The sequence below is a fragment of the Streptomyces termitum genome (genome assembly GCF_014650175.1).
Classification (GTDB): domain Bacteria; phylum Actinomycetota; class Actinomycetes; order Streptomycetales; family Streptomycetaceae; genus Streptomyces; species Streptomyces termitum.
In genome coordinates, this window is the sequence record NZ_BMUL01000019.1 from 1 (window position 1) to 18363 (window position 18363).

The following is an 18363-nucleotide window of genomic DNA, read 5'->3' on the forward strand; positions in this document are numbered from 1 at the left end:
GCCGACAGCCGCAGCCCCTCCTCACCCACGTCCGCACCCTCCAGCGAGAGCAGCAGCCCGTAACAGGTCGCCGAGGGCAGCAGGTGGCCCGTGGGCTCCAGGGCGCGGTCGCCGGGTGCCTGGCCGGCGGCGAGGCCGTCATAGGCGTCGGGGGCGAACCGCCCCGCCGAGAGGCCGAGATGGGGGAAGTTACGGAAGTAGTCCAGCTTGGCCAGGCCGTCGGCGGCCAGCAGCGGCGGCCCGGTCACCTCCGGAGCCGCCAGCCGGACGGCGAGACCACTGAGAAGACCGTCGAGACCCCGCAGCAACGCGGTGTGGACGGGATCCAGCGTGACCAGACCCGGCCCGGAATTCTTCAGGACGGGGACGGGCGGGGCACCGGTGGGGCTCATGGGGCGTTCCTCTCGGATCGAAGACGGATCGGGGGCGGGCCTGGGGCGGGCCGCGGTCAGTCGAGGACGCCGATGCGCCGGTAGAAGGTGGTGGTGCGGGAGACGATCGCGTCGTGGGCGGGCTTGCGCGCGGGGTCGGCGAGCAGCCGGGTGCGGAAGGCGAAGGGGTCGGCGATGCCCGCCTCCCGGTAGGCGTCGACGCTGTACAGGGACTGGAGCGAGGTGGTGATGTAGCGCTCGATGTAGGCGCGGGCCGCGTCGAGTTCGGCCGGTTCGCCCTCGGCCTTGAGGCGCTCGTAGAAGGCGCGGACGAGCTGGCAGCCGAAGGCGATGTGGCGGGACTCGTCCTGGTGGTGGACCCGGTTGATGGCGCGGATGGTCTCCGGCAGGGCGGTGTCGGCGGCCATCCGGCTGTTGAAGTGGTCGACGATCTGCTCGAAGATCAGGATGCGGCTGAAGACGATGAAGTTGCCGAGCAGCGCGGACTGTTCGCGGGCCGGGAAGGCCAGGGAGCGGTCGGGGAAGAGCCGGCCGCCGTAGCGCAGGCAGAACTCGGCGAAGAACCACATGTGTTCGTTCTCCTCACCGAGGAAGTGGTGGAAGAACGGGGTGGGGATCTCGTAGCCGGGCGCGTGGATCCGGTGGACGACCTCGGCCATGAGCTCCCGGATGCCGTGCACGTTGAGGCTGTAGAAGTTGATGCTCTCCCACTTGGCGAGGGCCAGGTACTGCTCGCGGGTGAGGTCGGCGGCGGCGGCGGTGCCGTGGACCGTCATCAGGTCCTCGCTCATCCACAGGGCGCCCTCGGGGATGGAGTCGGGCCACGCGAAGGTCTGGTACGGGTTGTAGTACTCGTTCTCCGCGGCGGTGGTGAGGCGCTGGACAGCGCTGCGGACCTCTTCGTCCCACAGGGGTGCGGCGGTCGTCATGGCTTTCCTCCGGGGATCGGGGCATGAGGATCAGGGCATGCGGGTGCCACGCGCCGACGGGGCGGGAAAAGGGCGGAACGGCCCACGGGTGGGGCGGGCGCGGCGGCGTGGCGGGGACTCGACGAGTCGGAAACGGGCCGGTGGAGCGGGGCAGGAAGGATGGTCTGCGGCGTTCGCTCGCCTCGACACTAATCACGCCCGGCGGCCCGTGTCCAGACCGGAAAGGATCACCGGTTCGCGGCTTGTTCCCTTCGTCCCGGAAGCAAACGCTCCTCATGTCCGCCTGTTAATACGGCACTTGACACCCCCGAAGGTCTGGACCAATTGTGTGCTCCGGTGTCACCCCGCCCGTTCGGGTGCGCTGTCGCGAACCACCCTTCCCAGCAAGGAGAACGCGCTTGTCGCCGCCGCACGCCCCCACCGCCTCCGTGTCCCCGCTCCGTGCCCGTGCGCGGCGGACCCGGGACCTGATCGGACTGCTGCCGCACGCGGGAGCCGGACTGGTGTCGGCCGCCGTCGCGCTCAACCTCGTCATCGGCCTCCTGCCGCTCGCCTTCATCGTCTGGATGAGCGTGCTGCTCGACCGGCTCCCGAGGGCCGGCACCGGCACCGGGGCCGTCCTCGCGGCCCTCTTCCTCGCCCTCGGCGCCTTCGTCCTCCAGCAGTTGCTCGCCCCCTTCCAGGCGGCGCTCGGCGAGGTCGCGACCCGCCGGGTGGACGGCCACTGCGTGACCGGACTGATGGACACCGCACTGCGCCGTTCGCCGATCTCCCTGCTGGAGAACGAGGAGACCCTGAAGCTCCTCAGCGACGCCCGCGGCGCCTTCGACCGGCTGCTTCCCACGCCCGGCGACGCGGCGGCCGGGGCGCTCGCCCTCATCGCCCGCTACACCCAGCTGTCCGGCGCGGTGGTCCTCGTCGGCATCACCCTCTCGCCGTGGGCGGCGCTGCTGACCGGCGCCACCGCGCTCCTCCTGCGCTTCGGGCAGCGGGGCTCGCTGGGCCGGTTCGCCGGGCTGTACCAGGGCCTCGCCGGAGAGCGGCGGAAGATCGCGTACATGCTCAGGACCGCCGGCGGCACCGAGGCCGCCAAGGAGATCCGCGTCCTCGGCCTGTCGGGCTGGTTCGGCGCCCGGCACCACGCCGACATGCGCGGCTACCTGGACCCGCTGTGGGAGGGGCGGCGCCGGATCCTGATGGGCCCGTTCGTCGTACTGGCCCTCGCCGGGCTCGCCGGCGGCTCCGGCGTCCTGCTGCTGCTCGCGGGCCCCGCCGCCCGCGGCGAGCTGTCGCTGCTGACCCTCGCGATCGCCCTCCAGGCCGTCCTCATCCCCATGCGGTTCGGGGTGTACTTCCCCGAGGCCGACGTCCAGACCCAGTACGGCATGCAGGCGTACGACTCCCTCACCGCCTTCACCCGGCGCGCGGCCGCGCTGGAGGAGCGGGCCCCGGCCGCCGCCCCGCGGCCCCGGACCGGCGAGGCGGCCCCCGCCCCGGCCGAGGGCGTGCGCTTCGAGAACGTCGTCTTCCGCTACACCCCGGACGGACCCGCCGTCCTCGACGGCCTGGACCTGGAGATCGAGGCGGGCCGCTCGACCGCGATCGTCGGCCTCAACGGCGCCGGGAAGACCACCCTGGTCAAGCTCCTCACCCGGCTCCACGAGCCCACCTCCGGCCGCGTCACCGCCGACGGCGCCGACCTGCGGGACCGGACCCCGGCCGAGTGGCAGCGGCGGCTCGCCGTCACCTTCCAGAAGTTCAACCGGTACGAGCTGAGCCTGCGCGACAACGTGGTGCTCGGCGCTCCTGGCACCGGCGCCCCCGAGGACGCCGCCTTCGAGGCCGCCATGGCCCGCGCCGGCCTCGACGACGTCCTCGCCCGCCTCCCCCACGGCCCCGACACCGTGCTCTCCCGCCAGTACGAGGACGGCATCGACCTCTCCGGCGGCCAGTGGCAGCGCGTCGCCCTCGCCCGCTCCTTCCACGCGGTCGAGCGCGGCGCCCGGATCCTGGTCCTCGACGAGCCGACCTCCCAGCTCGACGTCCGCGCCGAGGTCGAGTTCTTCGACCGCTTCCTCACCATGACCAAGGGCCTGACCAGCGTGGTCATCTCGCACCGCTTCTCCACCGTCCGCCGCGCCGACCGGATTGTCGTCCTGGAGCACGGCAAGGTCGCCGAACAGGGCACCCACGACGAGCTGCTGGCCCTCGGCGGCCGCTACGCCGAGCTGTTCCGCCTCCAGGCGCAGCGGTTCTCCGACCCCCTGCTGGAGGAAGCCCGGTGACCACCCTCCTCACCGCCGTCCGCACCCTGCTGCGGCTCGCCCACCGGCTCGACCCGCGCCGCCTGTACGTCTCGGCGGCCCTGCTCCTCGTCGGGCTCCTCGCCACCCCGGCCGTCGCCCTGCTGCTGCGCGCCTTCACCGACAGCGCCCTCGACGGGGCCGCCGGCACCGCGGCGTGGCTCGCCGCCGGCATCGCCGCCGCCCTCGTCCTCGAACTGTCCATGGGGCACTTCGCCCACCTCTTCTACTTCGAACTGGGCGAGCAGCAGGAGACCGCGCTGCGCCAGGACGTGCTGGACGTCTCCAACGGCACGCACGGCCTGGAGCACCTGGACAGCCCCGAGTTCGCCGACACGCTCACCCTCGTCCGCGAGGACCTGCCGCGCACCCGCGCCTCGATGGAGGCCGTGCTCCAGCTCTGCGGACTCGCCCTCCAGGCCGTCCTCACCACCGTCATCCTCGCCACCGTCAACCCGTGGCTGGCCCTGCTGCCGCTGGCCGCGGTGCCGCCCGTCCTGGTCGCCGACCGGGCCCAGGCCGTCCTCGACCGGGCCAAGGAACGCTCCGCCGAACCCACCCGGCTCAGCCGCCACCTGCTGGCCCTGGCGACCTCCGACCACTCGGTCCCCGAGGTCCGTCTCAGCGGAGCCGAGAGCGAGCTGATGCGGCATCAGGCAAGGGCCTGGCAGCGCTCCACCGACCTGCTGCGCCGCGCCGCCCTGCACGCCGCGGCCCTCCGCGCGGGCGGCCAGCTGTTGTTCGCACTCGCATACGGAGGGGGGCTGTGGCTGGTGGTCCGGCAGGCCCTCGACGGCTCCGTCGACGCCGGTGACGTCATCCTCGTCATCACCCTCGCCGTCCAGGTGAGCGTGCAGGTGGCGAGCGCTCTCGGCCTCCTCGCGATGCTCCAGGGCGCGGGCCGCACCTTCGAGCGCCTGGACCGCCTGCGCGCCTGGTCCGCCGAGGAGCCCGCACCCGCCGCCCCCGTGCCCGCCCCCGCCCGTCTGGAGCAGGGCATCCGCCTGGAGAACGTCTCCTTCCGCTACCCCGGCAGCGACCGCGACGTCCTCACCGGCGTCGACCTGACCCTGCCCGCCGGCGCCACCGTCGCCCTCGTGGGCGAGAACGGCGCGGGCAAGAGCACCCTGGTCAAGCTGCTGTGCGGGATGTACCGGCCCACCACCGGACGCGTCCTGGTGGACGGCGTCGACCTGCGCGACCTCGACCCCGCGGCCTGGGCCGCCAGGATCGCCCCCCTCTTCCAGGACTTCGCCCGCCTCGAACTGCCGCTGCGCGAGAACGTCGGCGTCGGCCGGCTGTCCGCGCTCGACGACGACGGGGCGCTGCGCGGCGCGATCACCGCGGCCCGCGCCGACCGGGTCCTCGACCGGGTGCCCGGCGGCCTCGACGGCCTCCTCGGCAAGGGGTACGGCGACGGCACCGAGCTCTCCGGCGGCCAGTGGCAGCTCCTCGGCCTGGCCCGCTGCCTGGTCCGCGAGGACCCGCTCCTGATGCTCCTCGACGAACCGGCCTCGGCCCTGGACGCGGCGGCCGAGCACGCGCTGTTCGAGCGGTTCACGGACGCGGCGGACCGGGCCCGCTCGGACTCCGGCTCCCTGACCCTCTTCATCTCGCACCGCTTCTCCACCGTCCGCTCCGCCGACCTGATCGTCGTCCTGGAGAAGGGCGCGGTCCGGGAGCAGGGCGGCCACGACGGCCTCCTCGCCGCCCGGGGCCTCTACGCGGAACTCTTCGAACTCCAGGCCCGCGCCTACCAGTAGCCCACCCGGCCCACCACCCCGGCGGCCCCCGGCGATCACCGCCGGGGGCCACCCGCGTACCCGCCCGAGGAAAGGTTCCGATCGGCTACGTCATCGTCCGCGAGGCGACACCCGCCGCCGACGCCCGCGAACTCCTCGACTTCACCTGGGTCTTCCAGCACCTCAGCCCCGATGACCCCGAAGGCTGGTACGCCGACCGCCCGTTCCGCCCCGGCCTGGACCGCACCGCATACCCCGTGGTCCGCCCCGACCCGCACCCCGGTGACCCGCTCATCCGGAACGGCCTGCTCGCCCACGGCGTCGCCCGCGACACCTCGCACAACGGCGTCCGCGCCGTCCAGTACCTCTCGATGGTGCCCGCCCCTGGAGGAGCACGCGGAGCTGCGCCGCTCCCGCGTCGAGTCCTGGCGCCACCCGCGCCCCCGGCCGCGTGCGGCGGGGCGCACGACCGACGAGGCCCCCGGGCCGCGCGACGGAGACGTCTCCATCGGCGGCCCGGGGGCCTCGTCGGTCTGCCGTCCGGCGGACGACCGCGTCAGCGGACCTGCGCGCCGAAGCGGGTGCCGACGTTGGGCAGGCCGCCGGTGCCCGGCTTGTACACGGTCACCGGGGCGACCGTTCCGCCGGTGACGGTGTTGGACATGGGCAGGGCGTACAGGGCGCCGAGGCCGGGGCCGTAGGGCATGCCGACGTAGAGCTTGGTGCCGGTGTAGTGGATGTTGCGGCCCAGGTACTGGTTGGCGCCCGGGGTGCCGGGGATGCCGTCGCCGTCTCCGGCCTCGATCCAGCGGTCGTTGGCGCCGGCCGCGGCGACCAGGGAGAAGGTGTGGATCGCACCGGCGTTGTCGGTGGTGCCGAGGGCCTCGCCGGGGGTGCCGACGGCGAGGCGCATGGTGGCGCCGGTGCTCACGGCACGGGGTGCGGTGTTGACGGCGGTCAGGGTCTCGCCCATCCGGTCGCCGGCTTCGGCGGTGCCGGAGACGTCGTCGTCGGCGGTGCCCTGCCACAGCTGGCGCGTCTCGCTCCACGTGCCCGCGGCGGTCACCCGGCCGACCACGACACGGCCCGCGTCGGCCTTCTGCGTGGCGCCGCCGTCCGTGGACATGGCCTCACCGGGCGAACCGATCGCGAGGATCGACTCGTTGGCGGTGGCCGAGCCCGCGGGGCGGTAGTCGGTCAGGGAGAGCGACCAGGCGAAGTCGTCGTTCGCCTCGGCGCCGCCGGAGACGGAGTCGAGGTCCTGGTCGAGGCCGAACAGCGGCTTGGGGTGGCCGTCGGCGTGCAGGGTGTGGCTGAAGACCGCGAGGTTGCCCGCGGCGGCGTCGCCGTTGATGGTCTCGTTGGGCGCGCCGATCGCGATGTGCTGGGAGTCGGCGGCCAGGGAGGCGCCGAAGCCGTCGTTCGCCTCGGCCGCGCCGGGGACGTCGGCCTTGTCCTGGTGGATCGCGACGTTGACGGAGCCGCGCAGGTAGAAGGCGGCACCGGCCTTGGCGACCGTGCCCACCTTCTCGCCGGGCGCCGAGACCACGATGTAGGGCTCGCCCGCGGTGGTGGTGCCGGCCACGACGTTGTCGCCCATCCGGTCGCCCGCCTCGGGCGTGGCGGCCTTGATCGCTCCGGCGCCCGCACCCTGCTCGAAGTGGGTGCTCTTCAAGGTGCCGGTGCCCATGCCGCCCGGGGCGCCGTACAGGATGTCGAAGAAGCCCGCGTCGGCGGCGGAGCCCACGTCCTCCAGGGTGGTACCGACGACGAGGTCGGTGTAGCCGTCCTCGTTCCAGTCGACGGTGTCCATGGAGTCGGCGAACCAGTCGCCCTGCTCGGCGCCCCCCGCCACCCAGTCGAGGTCCTGGTTGATCTCGGCGACGCCCTTGCCCCCGCCGTACACGATCCGCACCAGACCCGCGTTGGTGTCGGTGCCGACCGTGGCGCCCGGGTCGGCGATCGCGACGTCCTCGACGCCGTCGCCGTTGAAGTCCACGATCCGGGTGGCGCCGACCTTGCCGTCGATCCAGGACTTGAGGTCGTCGACACGGGAGATGACACCGGCCGTGGAGGTCTGCGCGGGGTCGATGCCGTGGCAACCCCCCTGCGAGGACTGGCTGCTGAGGCCGACGAGCTGACCGGCGCGCAGGACGGGACCACCCGCGTCGCCCATGCAGGCGGCCGCGCCGTCCTTGCCGGTGACGGTCGCGGAGGTGGCGGCCGCCGCGTCGACGGTGTAGGAGGCGGTGTGCAGCTTGAGCGGTGCCCACTCGGTCTTGGTACGGCCGTAGCCGGCGAACTTCAGCTCCTCGCCCGCGGTCGGCCCGGACGTGGCGAGCGCCGCCGGAGCGACGCCTGCGACCGGTCTGTTGAGGCGGGCCAGGACGACGTCGCGGTCGGTGCGCGGGACGAGTTCGACCACGCGCCGCTCGGCGCCCTGGGTGCCGGACAGGTCGGAGCGGCCGATGATCGCGGTGGTGCTCTTCTGCGGGGCTCCGGCCGGGACGGCGAGCGAAGCGGCCGGGTCGGCGGCGAAGCAGCTCGCCGCGGTCAGCAGCCATTCGGCGTCCACGAGGACGGCGGAGCAGCCGCGGTCGTGCGGGCCGACGGTGATCTGGGCCGTATAGGCGTAGGTGGTGTCGGAGTCGGCGACGGGCGTGCCGGTGACGGCGGAGGCGGGTGCGGCGCACAGCGCCAGCGGAACCGCGACCAGGGCTGCGCCGAGCGTGGCCAGGCGGAGACCTCGGGAGTGCTGCATGAGTGGTTTCCTCGCTGCGGGATCCAAGGGGTGAACGGGTGGTCCGGCGTTCCTACTTGGAGGTGCGGATCTCGACGAGCATGTGGTCGCGGCCCTCGGGGTCGGCGCTCTCGCCGACCGCGGTCCAGGTGTCCTTGGCGACGTCGAAGGACTTCTCCTCCGTGCCGACCGTCATGTCGACCTGGGCGCTCTGGTCGGCGCTGCCCTTGACCGCGTACACGGAGGGGATCTCAAGCGTCAGCCAGCCGCTGTTCCCGGTGACCTTGAAGCAGATCTTCTCCTTGCTGCGGGCCCAGACCTCCAGCAGTCCGGCCTCGGCGGCGCAGTCGGCCAGCACGATGTGCCCGTCGCCCCGCTTCAGGACGATGTTCTTCTCGGCGAGGATCTTGTCCGCGTTCGGGTAGTCGTAGTTCTCCACGGCATAGCCGGGTGCCGCGTCGGCCACGGATTCGGTGCTCCCCGCCGGCGAGCCCGCCGACGAGGTCGTCCACAGCACGGCCGCCAGGCCGGCGGTACACGCCGTCGCAATGATGCGAGTGGCGATTTTCATGTGCAGCTCCCTCTTGTAGATCAGGTGTCTCATCCCCTTCTCCTCTGCATGGCGACGCGCCCCGACCGGGCGCCTCCACGCCGTTTCAGGGAAATACGAGCAAGCCCTGGACGCAGCCGGGATGGCGGCTGCCGATATTTCCGCGCAGGCCGTTTCGGCCCACCTGGCGGGGTGCGTGAATTCATCCAGGTGAGCTGAGTCGGCTTTCTGCGGCGCCCTATTCAAGGGCTCGACCCCTCCCCATGTCCAGCAGGGCAAACCGGAAGCGACCATGCAGGGTTGGCGAATTCACCCGCCTCAACAGCCGTTTTCACGAAGGTTGTAGGGATGACCGTGAAGACCCCGTGAAGAATCCGAGGTGCGACCTTCGCGAATGTGCGGGATTTGACGCGCGAATAGAAATTTCATCGAGATATGTTTGGGGTCGAAACTTCCAATTTGCTGAGTGGGTCGCACTTTGCGATCCGCCATGAACAATGGAGTCGATTCTCCGAGAAAACGGAACAATCACCACGGATCAAGCTGCGGAATCACGCCTCGTATTGCTATTGAATTGACGTTCGACTGAATGGGTGTTGGGATCGCTCTGCCTCAATGCCCGGACCACACCTGCGCGCCATTCGCGTATCCGTCCGGGCGGCGCGGCGGACGGGCGGCACCGTGCCGCGCCATCGGGCGCGCACGGGCCGGACAGACACAGCGAGAGTGGAAGGGAGTCGTGATGTCACAGCCGTCACGGCCGGGGTTGAGCAGGCGTCAGACACTGGCCATTTTCACCGGGATAGCCGCGGGCAGCATGCTGTCCACCGGTATGTTCGGGACGCGGCCGGCGTACGCGGCGAGCGGTTCGGGCGGCACGCCGGCGGTGCCCGAGGAGTCCGGGCTCCCGGACACCGATCGCGGCAAGGTGGTCTGGGCGTACCGGTCGGGCCGCCGGGCCGTCCGCGCCGCGGCGGCCACGGCGCTGGCGGGCTCCGCCGCGGACATCACGGACTTCCTCGACCAGAAGGCGCCGGTGGCCTGGGCCGAGGACAACAGGTTCGCGCTCGCGGAGTCCCTGGCCACGGCCGGCTCGGCGACGCGCACCGCCATCGGTGCGGCGCTGTCCGGCGGGGACGCGGCGGTCGAGGCCCTCCTCCAGGGCGGCTTCCGGACCGCCGTGGACGAGGACCTCAGGGTGGCAGTGAGCACGGTCCAGGCCCACGGTGCCAAGGCGGTGAAGCGTGACGCCTCCACCGCGCTGGCGGCCGACTCCCCCTTCGCGCTGCGCGCCTTCCTCAGTGACGGGCGGTTCGCTTCGCAGGAGGAGGACGACCGCATGCAGGTGATGACCATCCTCACCTCGGGGTCGCCCCAGGTGCGCGAGTACGCGAGCCGGGCCATGAACGACGGGTCGGCCAGGGCCGTCCGGTGGTTCCTGGAGACCGGCCAGTACATCGCCCGGGCGCGCGACGAGGAATCGGCCACGATCCAGCAGCTGGTCGACCTCGTGGAGAAGGAAGGCCGCCGCGCCGGCCAGAAGACCGACGAGGCCGTCGAGCTGTCCGACCAGGCGGTCAGCGCTTCCGAGAAGGCGAAGACCGCGGCGCTGGAGGCCAAGGCCGAGGCCCTGGCCGCCGGACAGGACGTCACCCGCTCGGCCAAGGCGGCGGGGAAGGCCGCGCAGGCGGCCAGGGGCGCGGCCGCCGCCGCGTCGACCGCGGTGTCGGCCTCGCGGACGGCGCAGGCCGCCGCACAGCGTTCGGTGGCCGCCGCCAACGCCGCCGCGGCGGCCGCGGCCATGGCGGGACGCGCCGCCGCGAACGCCTACCGTGCGGCGATCGCCGCCTCCAAGGACCGGGCGATGGCGGGCGCGGCCGGCGCGGCGGCGGACATCGCGCTGAAGCTGGTGAGCTTCGTGCGCACGGTGGCCGCCAAGGCGGACCTCGCGGCCGCGTCGGCCGAGGCGGCGCGGCGGGCGGGCGACGCCGCCACCAGCTCGGCGATCAACGCGGCCGACGCCGCCCGCTCGGCGGCCGACGCGGCCGTGGCCTCCGGAGCGGCCCAGTCCGAGGCCGCCGCCGCGAAGCGGGCCGCCGCCGAGGCGGACGCCGCCGCGGCCAGGGCCACCCGGGCGGCGAGCAGGGCGCGGAACCTGGCCGGGCAGGCGGCCGTCGCCGCCCGCGCGGCACGTGACGCGGCCAACAGCGCCGCCGACCACGCCGAGAAGGCCGCGGCCGCGGCCAAGGAGGCGGCCGCCCACGCCGGTGAGGCGGTCGACTACGCCAACCGGTCCACGCTGGCCGCCAACGCCGCCGTCACAGCGGCGAAGGCCGCCGCCGACGCGGTCGCCAAGGCGCGGGACGTCGAGCAGGCGGCCCGCCAGGCCGAGGCCGAGAGTCTGGCCGAGGAGACCGAGGAGGCGATCGAGCAGGCACGGCTCGCGGCGAAGGCGGAGTCGAACGACCTCGCGCGGTTCAACCGGGAGCGGTCCCAGGAGACGCGCCTCTCCGAAGAACTCCTGGCCCTCATCGGCGCCGCGGAAGCGGCCCTGCGGACCGGAACCGTCGAGCAGGCCGCGGCGGCCGGGCGCAAGGCGGCGGTCCGCCTCCTGGAGGGCGCGGGGACCTGGACCCGTCAGGCGGCGGAGTACGCGCTGGCCGGTTCGGACCAGGACGTCGCCCACTGGATCGAGACCGACCGCGTCCTCGCGCTCCAGCAGGACAACGTCGAGAACGTCGCGGCGCTCGCCGCGATGTCGACGCAGGCCGTGGCCACGGCGGCCGCGGCGGCGCTGAAGACCGAGGACCCGGCCAGGATCAAGGCGTTCCTGGAGACCGGATCGGTCGAGGCGGCCGCCGACGACAACCGGGTCGAGGTGGCCAGGATCCTGGCCGACCCCAGCAGCGGCACGAGGGTGCGGAGCGAGGCGGCGGCCGCGCTGAACACCGGGACCGCCGAGGCCGTGCACACCTTCCTGTGGGTGGGCCGCGAGGCGGCCGTGCGCGAGGACGACCGGGTGGCCGCGTCCGCGCTCCTCGCGACCGGGGGCCCGTACACCAAGGCGGCGGCGCAGATCGCGCTCGAAGGCGACACCTTCATGCTCCGCCAGTTCATCGCGACCACCCAGTACGACTTCGCGCGGATCGACCACGACCGCGCCACGCACATCAGCGCGATCCGTGCGTCGATCGCACGCGCGGCGAAGATCGCGGCGAACGCGCAGGAGGACGCGGCCCGCGCCTCCGAGGCCGCCGCCCTCGCACGCCAGGCCGCCGACAAGGCGACCGAGTGGGCCAACCTCGCCAAGGGGTACGCCGCGGACGCCGCGAAGTCCGCGCAGGAGGCGCGGGACAACGCCGAGGCCGCCGAGAAGTCCGCGGCCGAAGCGGCGAAGTCCGCCCAGACCGCGAGCAACGCGGCCGCCGCGGCACGCAAGGCGAGCAGCGTGGCGCGTCAGGCCGCGACGCGCGCCGTGCGGTCCGCCGAGATCGCCGCGCGCTACGCCACGGACGCCGCGATCTCGTCGACGATCGCCCGCAAGCAGGCGATCGAGGCCGGCCAGGACGCCGACGCCGCCGCGCGGGCCGCGACCCAGGCCTACCGTCTCGTCGCCGAGGCCGCGTGGCGCCAGGCGATCCAGAACGCGATCGACAACGCGTCCGTCCCCATCGGCGACGGCAAGGGCGAACTCCCGGCCGGAGCCGAGAGCTGCCTGACGCCGTTCGGCAAGCCCATCCCGTCCGGAAACGGCGCCAACCCGTTCGAGCTGGGATGGAGCTGGCTCACCGGAGGCGGCGACCGCTCCCAGTGCTTCGGCCCGGACGACCCGTTCACCAAGCTCTACCGCGAGCACCCCTGGACCAGCGAGACCCTCGGCTACTTCGCCGATCGGGTGCGGTCCGGGAAGTACGAGCTGGGCCACACCTACATGTACGACTACGGCCTCGACGGCTTCCAGGGCCTGAAGTGGCTCCGGGACGCCGGGCTCACGCAGCCGGCGGACGGGTTCCTGACCGGGTACACCGGAAACTCCGCGTACGCGTTCCTGGGCTCCCAGCAGATCCGGATGACCCCCATCCGGAAGAACGCGGACGGCAGCGTGGTGTGGCGGTACACGGCGTACAGCGCGCAGAGCATCGAGTCGGCGACCCGCCCGCCCGTCATCGGGTACCAGGACTGGTGGAAAGACGGCCCCGGCAAGGCCATCAACGGTCTGATCGACTGGGTCAGCGGCGACTCGGGGCCGGGGTCCACCATGACCATGACCATCGAGTTCAACGTGACGCTGGGGCCGTAGTGGGCAAGCTGACGAGCGGACGCCGGTTCGCCGCCGCCCTCCTCGCCGTTTCCGCGGTACTCACCGCGGGCTGCGCGGCTCGGGTGGACGCCGCGGACCTGCCCGGCCTGTACCGCGACAAGGAGTCCGGCGGCGAGATCCGGCTCGATCCCGACGGCACCTTCACCGCCACCGCTCTGACGATGGACCCGGACACCGCCCCCGAAGACCTCCACGGCAAGTGGGAGTTCGTCGACAGCTCCGGCAGCGACTTCGTCTACCTGGACATCGCCGGGCGCGGCATCGGCGAGGTCTCCGGCGTCCAGCTCTACACGCGCGGCGGAGGAAAGGTGGCGTTCAGCGAGCCGGACGGATCGTGGTCCCTGACGCTCACCAAGACCACCGAGAAGTAGAAACAACACGCGCCCGAAGGCAGGGCCTCCCGACAGCTCACCGGCCGTCAAGGCCGAGAGCGTCCCCGGGAGGCCCTGCCACCCCACGCGCACGCGGCCGCACCCACTGACTCCAACGCGTCCACCGTAGGCACACGACGGCCCCCGGCGACAACGGGGGCGACCTCCCTGACCCCTATCCGCTAGGCTGTCAGCGGTCAGTCGGCCTCCACGGCACCCGCCACGGAAAGTGTCCCCACAGACACCTCCCGAGCACCCGCCCGAAAGCCCCTGACCAGGGCGCTTGTCACCACCGCCCCGGCAACCCCCACAGGGTTCCCGGCAACGTCCCCGACAAGCCCCGCCTCCGTAGCTCAGGGGATAGAGCACCGCTCTCCTAAAGCGGGTGTCGCAGGTTCGAATCCTGCCGGGGGCACCATGCAGTACCGCTCTGACCTGGGGTTTATCCCCCAGGGAAGGGTCTCACTCGGCCTCGGACGTCCCGTCCGGGGCCGTTTGCCTGAGCACTGCGTGAGCGGACGGGGCGGCAGCCCCCGAAATGCCCCCAAACGATCAGCACCATTCGGCACATCGCGAGGGGCGCGCGCACGCGGGACGAGACGGGCCGCAGCCTCGGCGATCGCGAGATCCGCCTCGGGGAGCAGGCTCGCGCAGGCGTCCGCTGTGATGGTGATCACGGGCGGATGATCGAGGAAAAACGTCGGCATGTCGAAGGCCCCACGGAGCCCTAGTCGCAGGAGCGGCAGGCACGGCCAGTGGCCTCCCCAGGGCCTACTCACACCGGCCCTCAACGGCCATCTGGAGCGACCCCCTTGTTCTCGGCAGAACCGCTTCCACCTAGCGATCCGTCACTCCAGAGACTTCCGCACCGCCTCGGTGAGCGAAGCCGCACGCACATCGCCGGATCCGCTGATGATGTGGTTCATCGCGTAGCCGAAGGCAATGCCGTGCTCGGGGTCGGCAAAGGCGAGTGAGCCGCCGCGGCCGGTGTGGCCGAAGGCGTTCGGGCCGGTCATGAGGTTGCCCTCGGTCGGCAGCATGTAGCCGGTGCTGAACCGGCTCGGGAACAGCAGCACCTGGTCCTCCCCACTGGCCTGTTCTTCAGTTGCCGATGCCAACGTCTCCCGGGCCAGCAGGCGCACGCCGTCGACTTCGCCGATCAGGGCGGCGTACATGCGGGCGAGTGCGTGGGCAGTGCCGATGCCGTTGGAGGACGGGAGTTCGGCGGCCTGCACCTCGGGGGAGTCGAAGTCGATCGCGGCCGGGTCGGTGACCGCGAAGGCCCGGTTGCTGAAGGAGTTCGGGTCGCGCCAGGCGGCGACCTGTTCGCGGAGTTCCTCGGGAACCTCCTCGGTGGGCACGGTGGTGAGGTCTACGGCCGGTCGCCGGTACACCATGCGGCTGACGCGACCGCGTTCGCTCGTGGGCAGGCCGATGAAGAAGTCCAGCGCCAGGGGGCGCGCGATCTCCTCGGCGAAGAAACGGCCCGGCGAACGGCCGGAGACCCGGCGAATCACCTCGCCGACGAGCCAGCCCCAGGTGCGACCGTGGTACCCGTGTGCAGTACCCGGAGTCCACAGCGGGCGCTGGGCCGCGAGCGCTGCGGCCATGGGGTCCCAGGCCAGCGCCTGGGACAGCGGGAGCGGTTCGTCCAGGGCGGCCAAGCCGGCCTGGTGGGACAGGAGCCAGCGCACGGGGATGTCCGCCTTGCCGTTCGCCGCGAACTCCGGCCAGTACTTCGCCACCGGTGCGTCGAGATCGAGCATGCCGCGCTCGACCAGCATGTGCGCTGCGGTCGCGGTGCCCCCCTTGGTCGCCGAGTACACCAGCTGCAAGGTGTCCCGGTCCCACGGACGGCCGGTGTCAGCATCGGCGACGCCACCCCACAGATCGACCACCGGCCGACCGTGCCAGTAGACGCACACGGCCGCGCCGATGTCCCCGTGCTGGGTGAAGTTCGCCGCGAACGCTTCGCGGACCGGTTCGAATCCGGGCGCTACCTCACCGTTGATCGTCGTCATACCGTTCATCCTGGCAGCCGCGCTGCCCTGGCTGACAGGGGAACTGGCCTCAGTTCAGAGGCATTCGGCGTCGACGCGCACGACGAGTGTGACGCGTTCGCCCCTCGTGATCGGCCGTACGCCGTGGATGTGGTCGCGGGTGGCGGGGAAGGCGACCAGGGTGCCGCAGGACGGCTTGATCTCCTGGGCGGGGTTCTCGAAGAACAGCTCCCCGCCGCCGTAGGAGTCCGGCGTGTTGAGGCAGACCACGAGGGTGAGGTCGCCGCCGACGACGGGCTGGCCGTTGGTCCGGGCCCGCTCGCGTTCGATGTCGGTGACCTCGTCGTGGTGGGCGACGAAGCCGACGCCGGGGCCGTAGCGGTAGACGACCGCCGGCTGGGTGGGTATGCACTTCGGGGCGATCTCGAAGTGGCTGCGGATGTGGGCAGCGCAGTGGGAGATGACCGCCTCCTGCAGGTGCACCGGAATCTCGACGTACTCGCTCTTGCGCAGCGATTCGTCGATGACGCCCCGGTAGGTGCGCGGGCGGGCGGTGTGGTTCTTCACGTGGTCCGTCAGCGCTCCGCAGAGGCTGAGAGGAATGGCGCTCTCTACGATGAGTGGTAAGCGGCTCTTCCAGGTCATGAGGTGGGTTCCTTCCACCAACGGGTGCCTTCGGGCGAGTCCTCAAGGGTCACGCCCTGCTGGGTGAGCTGGTCGCGGATCGCGTCGGCCTCGGCGAACTTCCGCGCCGCGCGGAGCCGGTCGCGTTCCTTCACGAGTTCGTCGACGGCGGCGTCGCTCTGGGCGGCGCCGGGGATGTCGAAGGTTCCGAAGAGGTTGTTCACGTCCTCGATCAGCCGCAGGGCGGCCGGTCCGGACGGCTCCTCGATGCGGTTCTGCTCGCGGATGTACTGGAACAGGACGGCGAGGGCGCCGGGGGTGTCGAAGTCGTCGTCCAGGCGCTCGCTCATCTCCTTCCAGGCGTCCGTCGCGCGTGCGGCGTTCGCCGGGCTGTCGGTGTGCGCGGGGTCGATGGTCCGGGCGAAGTTCTCGATCCGGCGGCGTGCCCCTCGGGCCTGCTCCAGCGTGGAATCGCTCAGCTCCATGGAGGAGCGGTAGTGCTGGGAGAGGAAGGCGTACCGCAGGGTGCGGAAGTCCGTCCGGGCGAGGGCGTCGCGGATGGTGAGGAAGTTGCCGGTGCTCTTCGACATCTTCTCGCCGTCGACCCGCAGCAGCCCGGTGTGCATCCAGTAGCGGGCCAGCGGCTCGATGCCGGAGGCGGCTTCCATCTGCGCGACCTCGGCTTCGTGGTGCGGGAAGATGAGGTCGACGGCACCGCCGTGCAGGTCGTACGAGGGCCCGAAGAAGGTCTCCGTGATCGCGGTGTCCTCGATGTGCCAGCCCGGCCGGCCCGGGCCCAGCTCGGTCTCCCAGAACGGCTCGCCGTCCTTGCGGCCCTTCCACAGGGCGAAGTCGCCCAGGTTGCGCTTCTTCGAGTTGTCGTCGATCCGCGCCACCGAGTCCTCAGGGCGGAGATCGGTGCGGCCGGAGAGCTTGCCGTACGCGGGGAACGAAGCCAGGTCGAAGTACCAGCCGTCGTCGAGCTGGTAAGCATGGCCACGCTCGATCAGTCGCTTGATCTGGTCCACGATCGCGTCGATGTGGTCGTGGGCCCGCGCGTGGACGTCGACGCGAGTGTTGCCCAGCGCGGCCATGTCCTCCAGGTACTCCTTCTCGAAGAGGGCCGCGATCTCCTCCGTCGGGATGCCCTCCTCCGCAGACCGCCGGATGATCTTGTCATCGACGTCGGTGATGTTCTGGAGGTACATGACCTTGTACCCGCTCGCCTCCAGGTACCGGGCGATGAAGTCGAACTGCGTGTACGTCTTCGCGTGCCCGACGTGGCTGGGGCCGTACACGGTGGGCCCGCACACGAACATCCGTACCTCGGCCTCCCGCTCGGGGCGGAACTCCTCGGTCTGGCCGGTCAGCGTGTTGTGGACCTTGATCGACATCATGCCTCCTGTGTAAACGGATCACGCAGCGTACTGACGCCCGGACATAAGCACCTAACTGGAACCGCAGCGCTCGCCGCAGGGGACGAATCGCGGGGACGGCAGGGTGGCGAAGACCGACGCCTTCCCCCCGAGCAAGTGGTGGTTGGCCTGCTGGTACGCCTTCCGCACGGCCTCGATCGCCCCGGGGCTGAGGTCCATCCCGACCACCCGGCAGAACTCGCTCAGGGCCTCGCACCGCCGCTCCAGGTCGACCATCGACAGCGGGTCGCACTGCTGGGCCTCGATCAGCAGGTTCTCCTGCTCGCTGCCGATCAGGCCGAGCGCGCCGAGGGAGTACAGCTTCCACTTCATGTTCGGAAGCAGCTGACCAGAGCGGGCGTACATCCAGTCCACGACCTCGTCCAGCGCCCCGGAGAGGACGAAGTGGCCCGTGGGCACTCCGACCCGCCGCGCCATGCGCAGCGGGATCTCGCGTACGTCCCAGGTGAGCCTGTTGTGCAGCCGGTGGGTCTCGCCCTCCAGGCGCTGGAGCTGCTCGCGCGTCTTGTGGGAGATCAGTGCCGCGAAGGCTTCCTCGCGGTCGAACAGCGGCTCGCCCTTGTTCCCGTAGGCGTCGCACTTGTCGCTGTTCCACGTCGTGCGCGGGTCGGCCTCGTACTGGAAGAGGAGCTGGTGGACGTTGACCTCCATGCGTCCCCAGGGAACCGGCAGATGGAAGCTGAACTCCGGGATCCAGGCGGGGAGCCGGTCGCGGACCAGGGCGTACGTGTCCGTCGGCCGCAGCCTCCACTCGTCCTCCTTGAGCGGGACGTCGAGGATGACGGCCAGGTCGAAGTCGGAGTCGGTGCTGAAGCGGGTGACGTTGCGGGGCGCGACCGCCGAGGAGGACAGGACGTAGAGCGCCTGGACCTCGGGCATCGTCTTGAGCGTGTCGAGCAGACCTCCGGCAGCGGCGCGGGCCTGCATTCTCAGGTTTTCCACGGGAACTCCTTGA

General features: G+C 71.7%; 11 protein-coding genes, 1 tRNA gene and 2 pseudogenes. 6 read left to right on the top strand and 8 right to left on the bottom strand.

Annotated elements, in window-relative coordinates:
- Window positions 1-392 (bottom strand): annotated as a pseudogene (locus tag IE219_RS27200) (hypothetical protein); the annotation flags it as partial.
- A 56-nt stretch (window positions 393-448) separates the two neighbouring features.
- Window positions 449-1321, bottom strand: coding sequence for a diiron oxygenase (locus tag IE219_RS27205; protein WP_189982218.1), 873 nt, complete (start codon window positions 1319-1321; stop codon window positions 449-451).
- A gap of 398 nt (window positions 1322-1719) precedes the next feature.
- On the opposite strand from IE219_RS27205, the gene IE219_RS27210 reads away from it, so the two are divergent.
- The 3 genes and pseudogenes from IE219_RS27210 to IE219_RS32000 all read left to right on the top strand — a co-directional run.
- Window positions 1720-3606: an ABC transporter ATP-binding protein gene (locus IE219_RS27210; RefSeq protein ID WP_229850041.1), complete on the top strand. Its 1887-nt coding sequence runs from the start codon at window positions 1720-1722 to the stop codon at window positions 3604-3606.
- Window positions 3603-5387 carry an ABC transporter ATP-binding protein gene (locus tag IE219_RS27215; protein WP_189982220.1) on the top strand — a complete coding sequence of 595 codons (1785 nt, stop codon included), beginning with the start codon at window positions 3603-3605 and terminating at the stop codon, window positions 5385-5387. Before IE219_RS27210 ends, IE219_RS27215 begins: the two co-directional genes overlap by 4 nt.
- A gap of 191 nt (window positions 5388-5578) precedes the next feature.
- Window positions 5579-5807, top strand: a pseudogene (locus IE219_RS32000) (phytanoyl-CoA dioxygenase family protein); the annotation flags it as partial.
- A 115-nt stretch (window positions 5808-5922) separates the two neighbouring features.
- Here the strand turns inward: IE219_RS32000 and IE219_RS27220 are convergent.
- Both IE219_RS27220 and IE219_RS27225 read right to left on the bottom strand, forming a co-directional pair.
- Window positions 5923-8127: a trypsin-like serine protease gene (locus tag IE219_RS27220; RefSeq protein ID WP_189982222.1), complete on the bottom strand. Its 2205-nt coding sequence runs from the start codon at window positions 8125-8127 to the stop codon at window positions 5923-5925.
- Between the two features lie 52 nt (window positions 8128-8179).
- Window positions 8180-8710: a hypothetical protein gene (locus IE219_RS27225; RefSeq protein ID WP_229850043.1), complete on the bottom strand. Its 531-nt coding sequence runs from the start codon at window positions 8708-8710 to the stop codon at window positions 8180-8182.
- Between the two features lie 763 nt (window positions 8711-9473).
- Here IE219_RS27225 and IE219_RS27230 point away from each other — a divergent pair.
- From IE219_RS27230 to IE219_RS27240, 3 genes are all read left to right on the top strand, one after another.
- Window positions 9474-12956 carry an ALF repeat-containing protein gene (locus tag IE219_RS27230; protein WP_229850045.1) on the top strand — a complete coding sequence of 1161 codons (3483 nt, stop codon included), beginning with the start codon at window positions 9474-9476 and terminating at the stop codon, window positions 12954-12956.
- Entirely contained in the window at window positions 12956-13348 is a 393-nt protein-coding gene (locus tag IE219_RS27235; protein WP_229850047.1) for a hypothetical protein, read from the top strand. The genes IE219_RS27230 and IE219_RS27235 overlap by 1 nt, the downstream gene beginning before the upstream one ends.
- A 342-nt stretch (window positions 13349-13690) precedes the next feature.
- Window positions 13691-13766 (top strand) — tRNA-Arg (locus IE219_RS27240).
- Window positions 13767-14196: 430 nt separating this feature from the next.
- Here IE219_RS27240 and IE219_RS27245 read toward each other — a convergent pair.
- From IE219_RS27245 to IE219_RS27260, 4 genes are read right to left on the bottom strand one after another with little or no spacing between them, the layout of a single operon-like run.
- Window positions 14197-15369: a serine hydrolase domain-containing protein gene (locus IE219_RS27245; protein WP_189982224.1), complete on the bottom strand. Its 1173-nt coding sequence runs from the start codon at window positions 15367-15369 to the stop codon at window positions 14197-14199.
- 54 nt (window positions 15370-15423) lie between these two features.
- Complete coding sequence (locus IE219_RS27250; RefSeq protein WP_189982226.1) at window positions 15424-15993, bottom strand: 2OG-Fe(II) oxygenase; 570 nt, start codon at window positions 15991-15993, stop codon at window positions 15424-15426.
- The gene (gene cysS / locus IE219_RS27255) at window positions 15990-17369 is read right to left on the bottom strand and encodes a cysteine--tRNA ligase (RefSeq protein ID WP_229850051.1); all 1380 of its coding nucleotides are present in this window, start codon (window positions 17367-17369) and stop codon (window positions 15990-15992) included. Before cysS ends, IE219_RS27250 begins: the two co-directional genes overlap by 4 nt.
- Window positions 17370-17420: 51 nt before the next feature.
- Window positions 17421-18350: a hypothetical protein gene (locus IE219_RS27260; RefSeq protein ID WP_189982228.1), complete on the bottom strand. Its 930-nt coding sequence runs from the start codon at window positions 18348-18350 to the stop codon at window positions 17421-17423.
- Window positions 18351-18363: the final 13 nt, after the last annotated feature.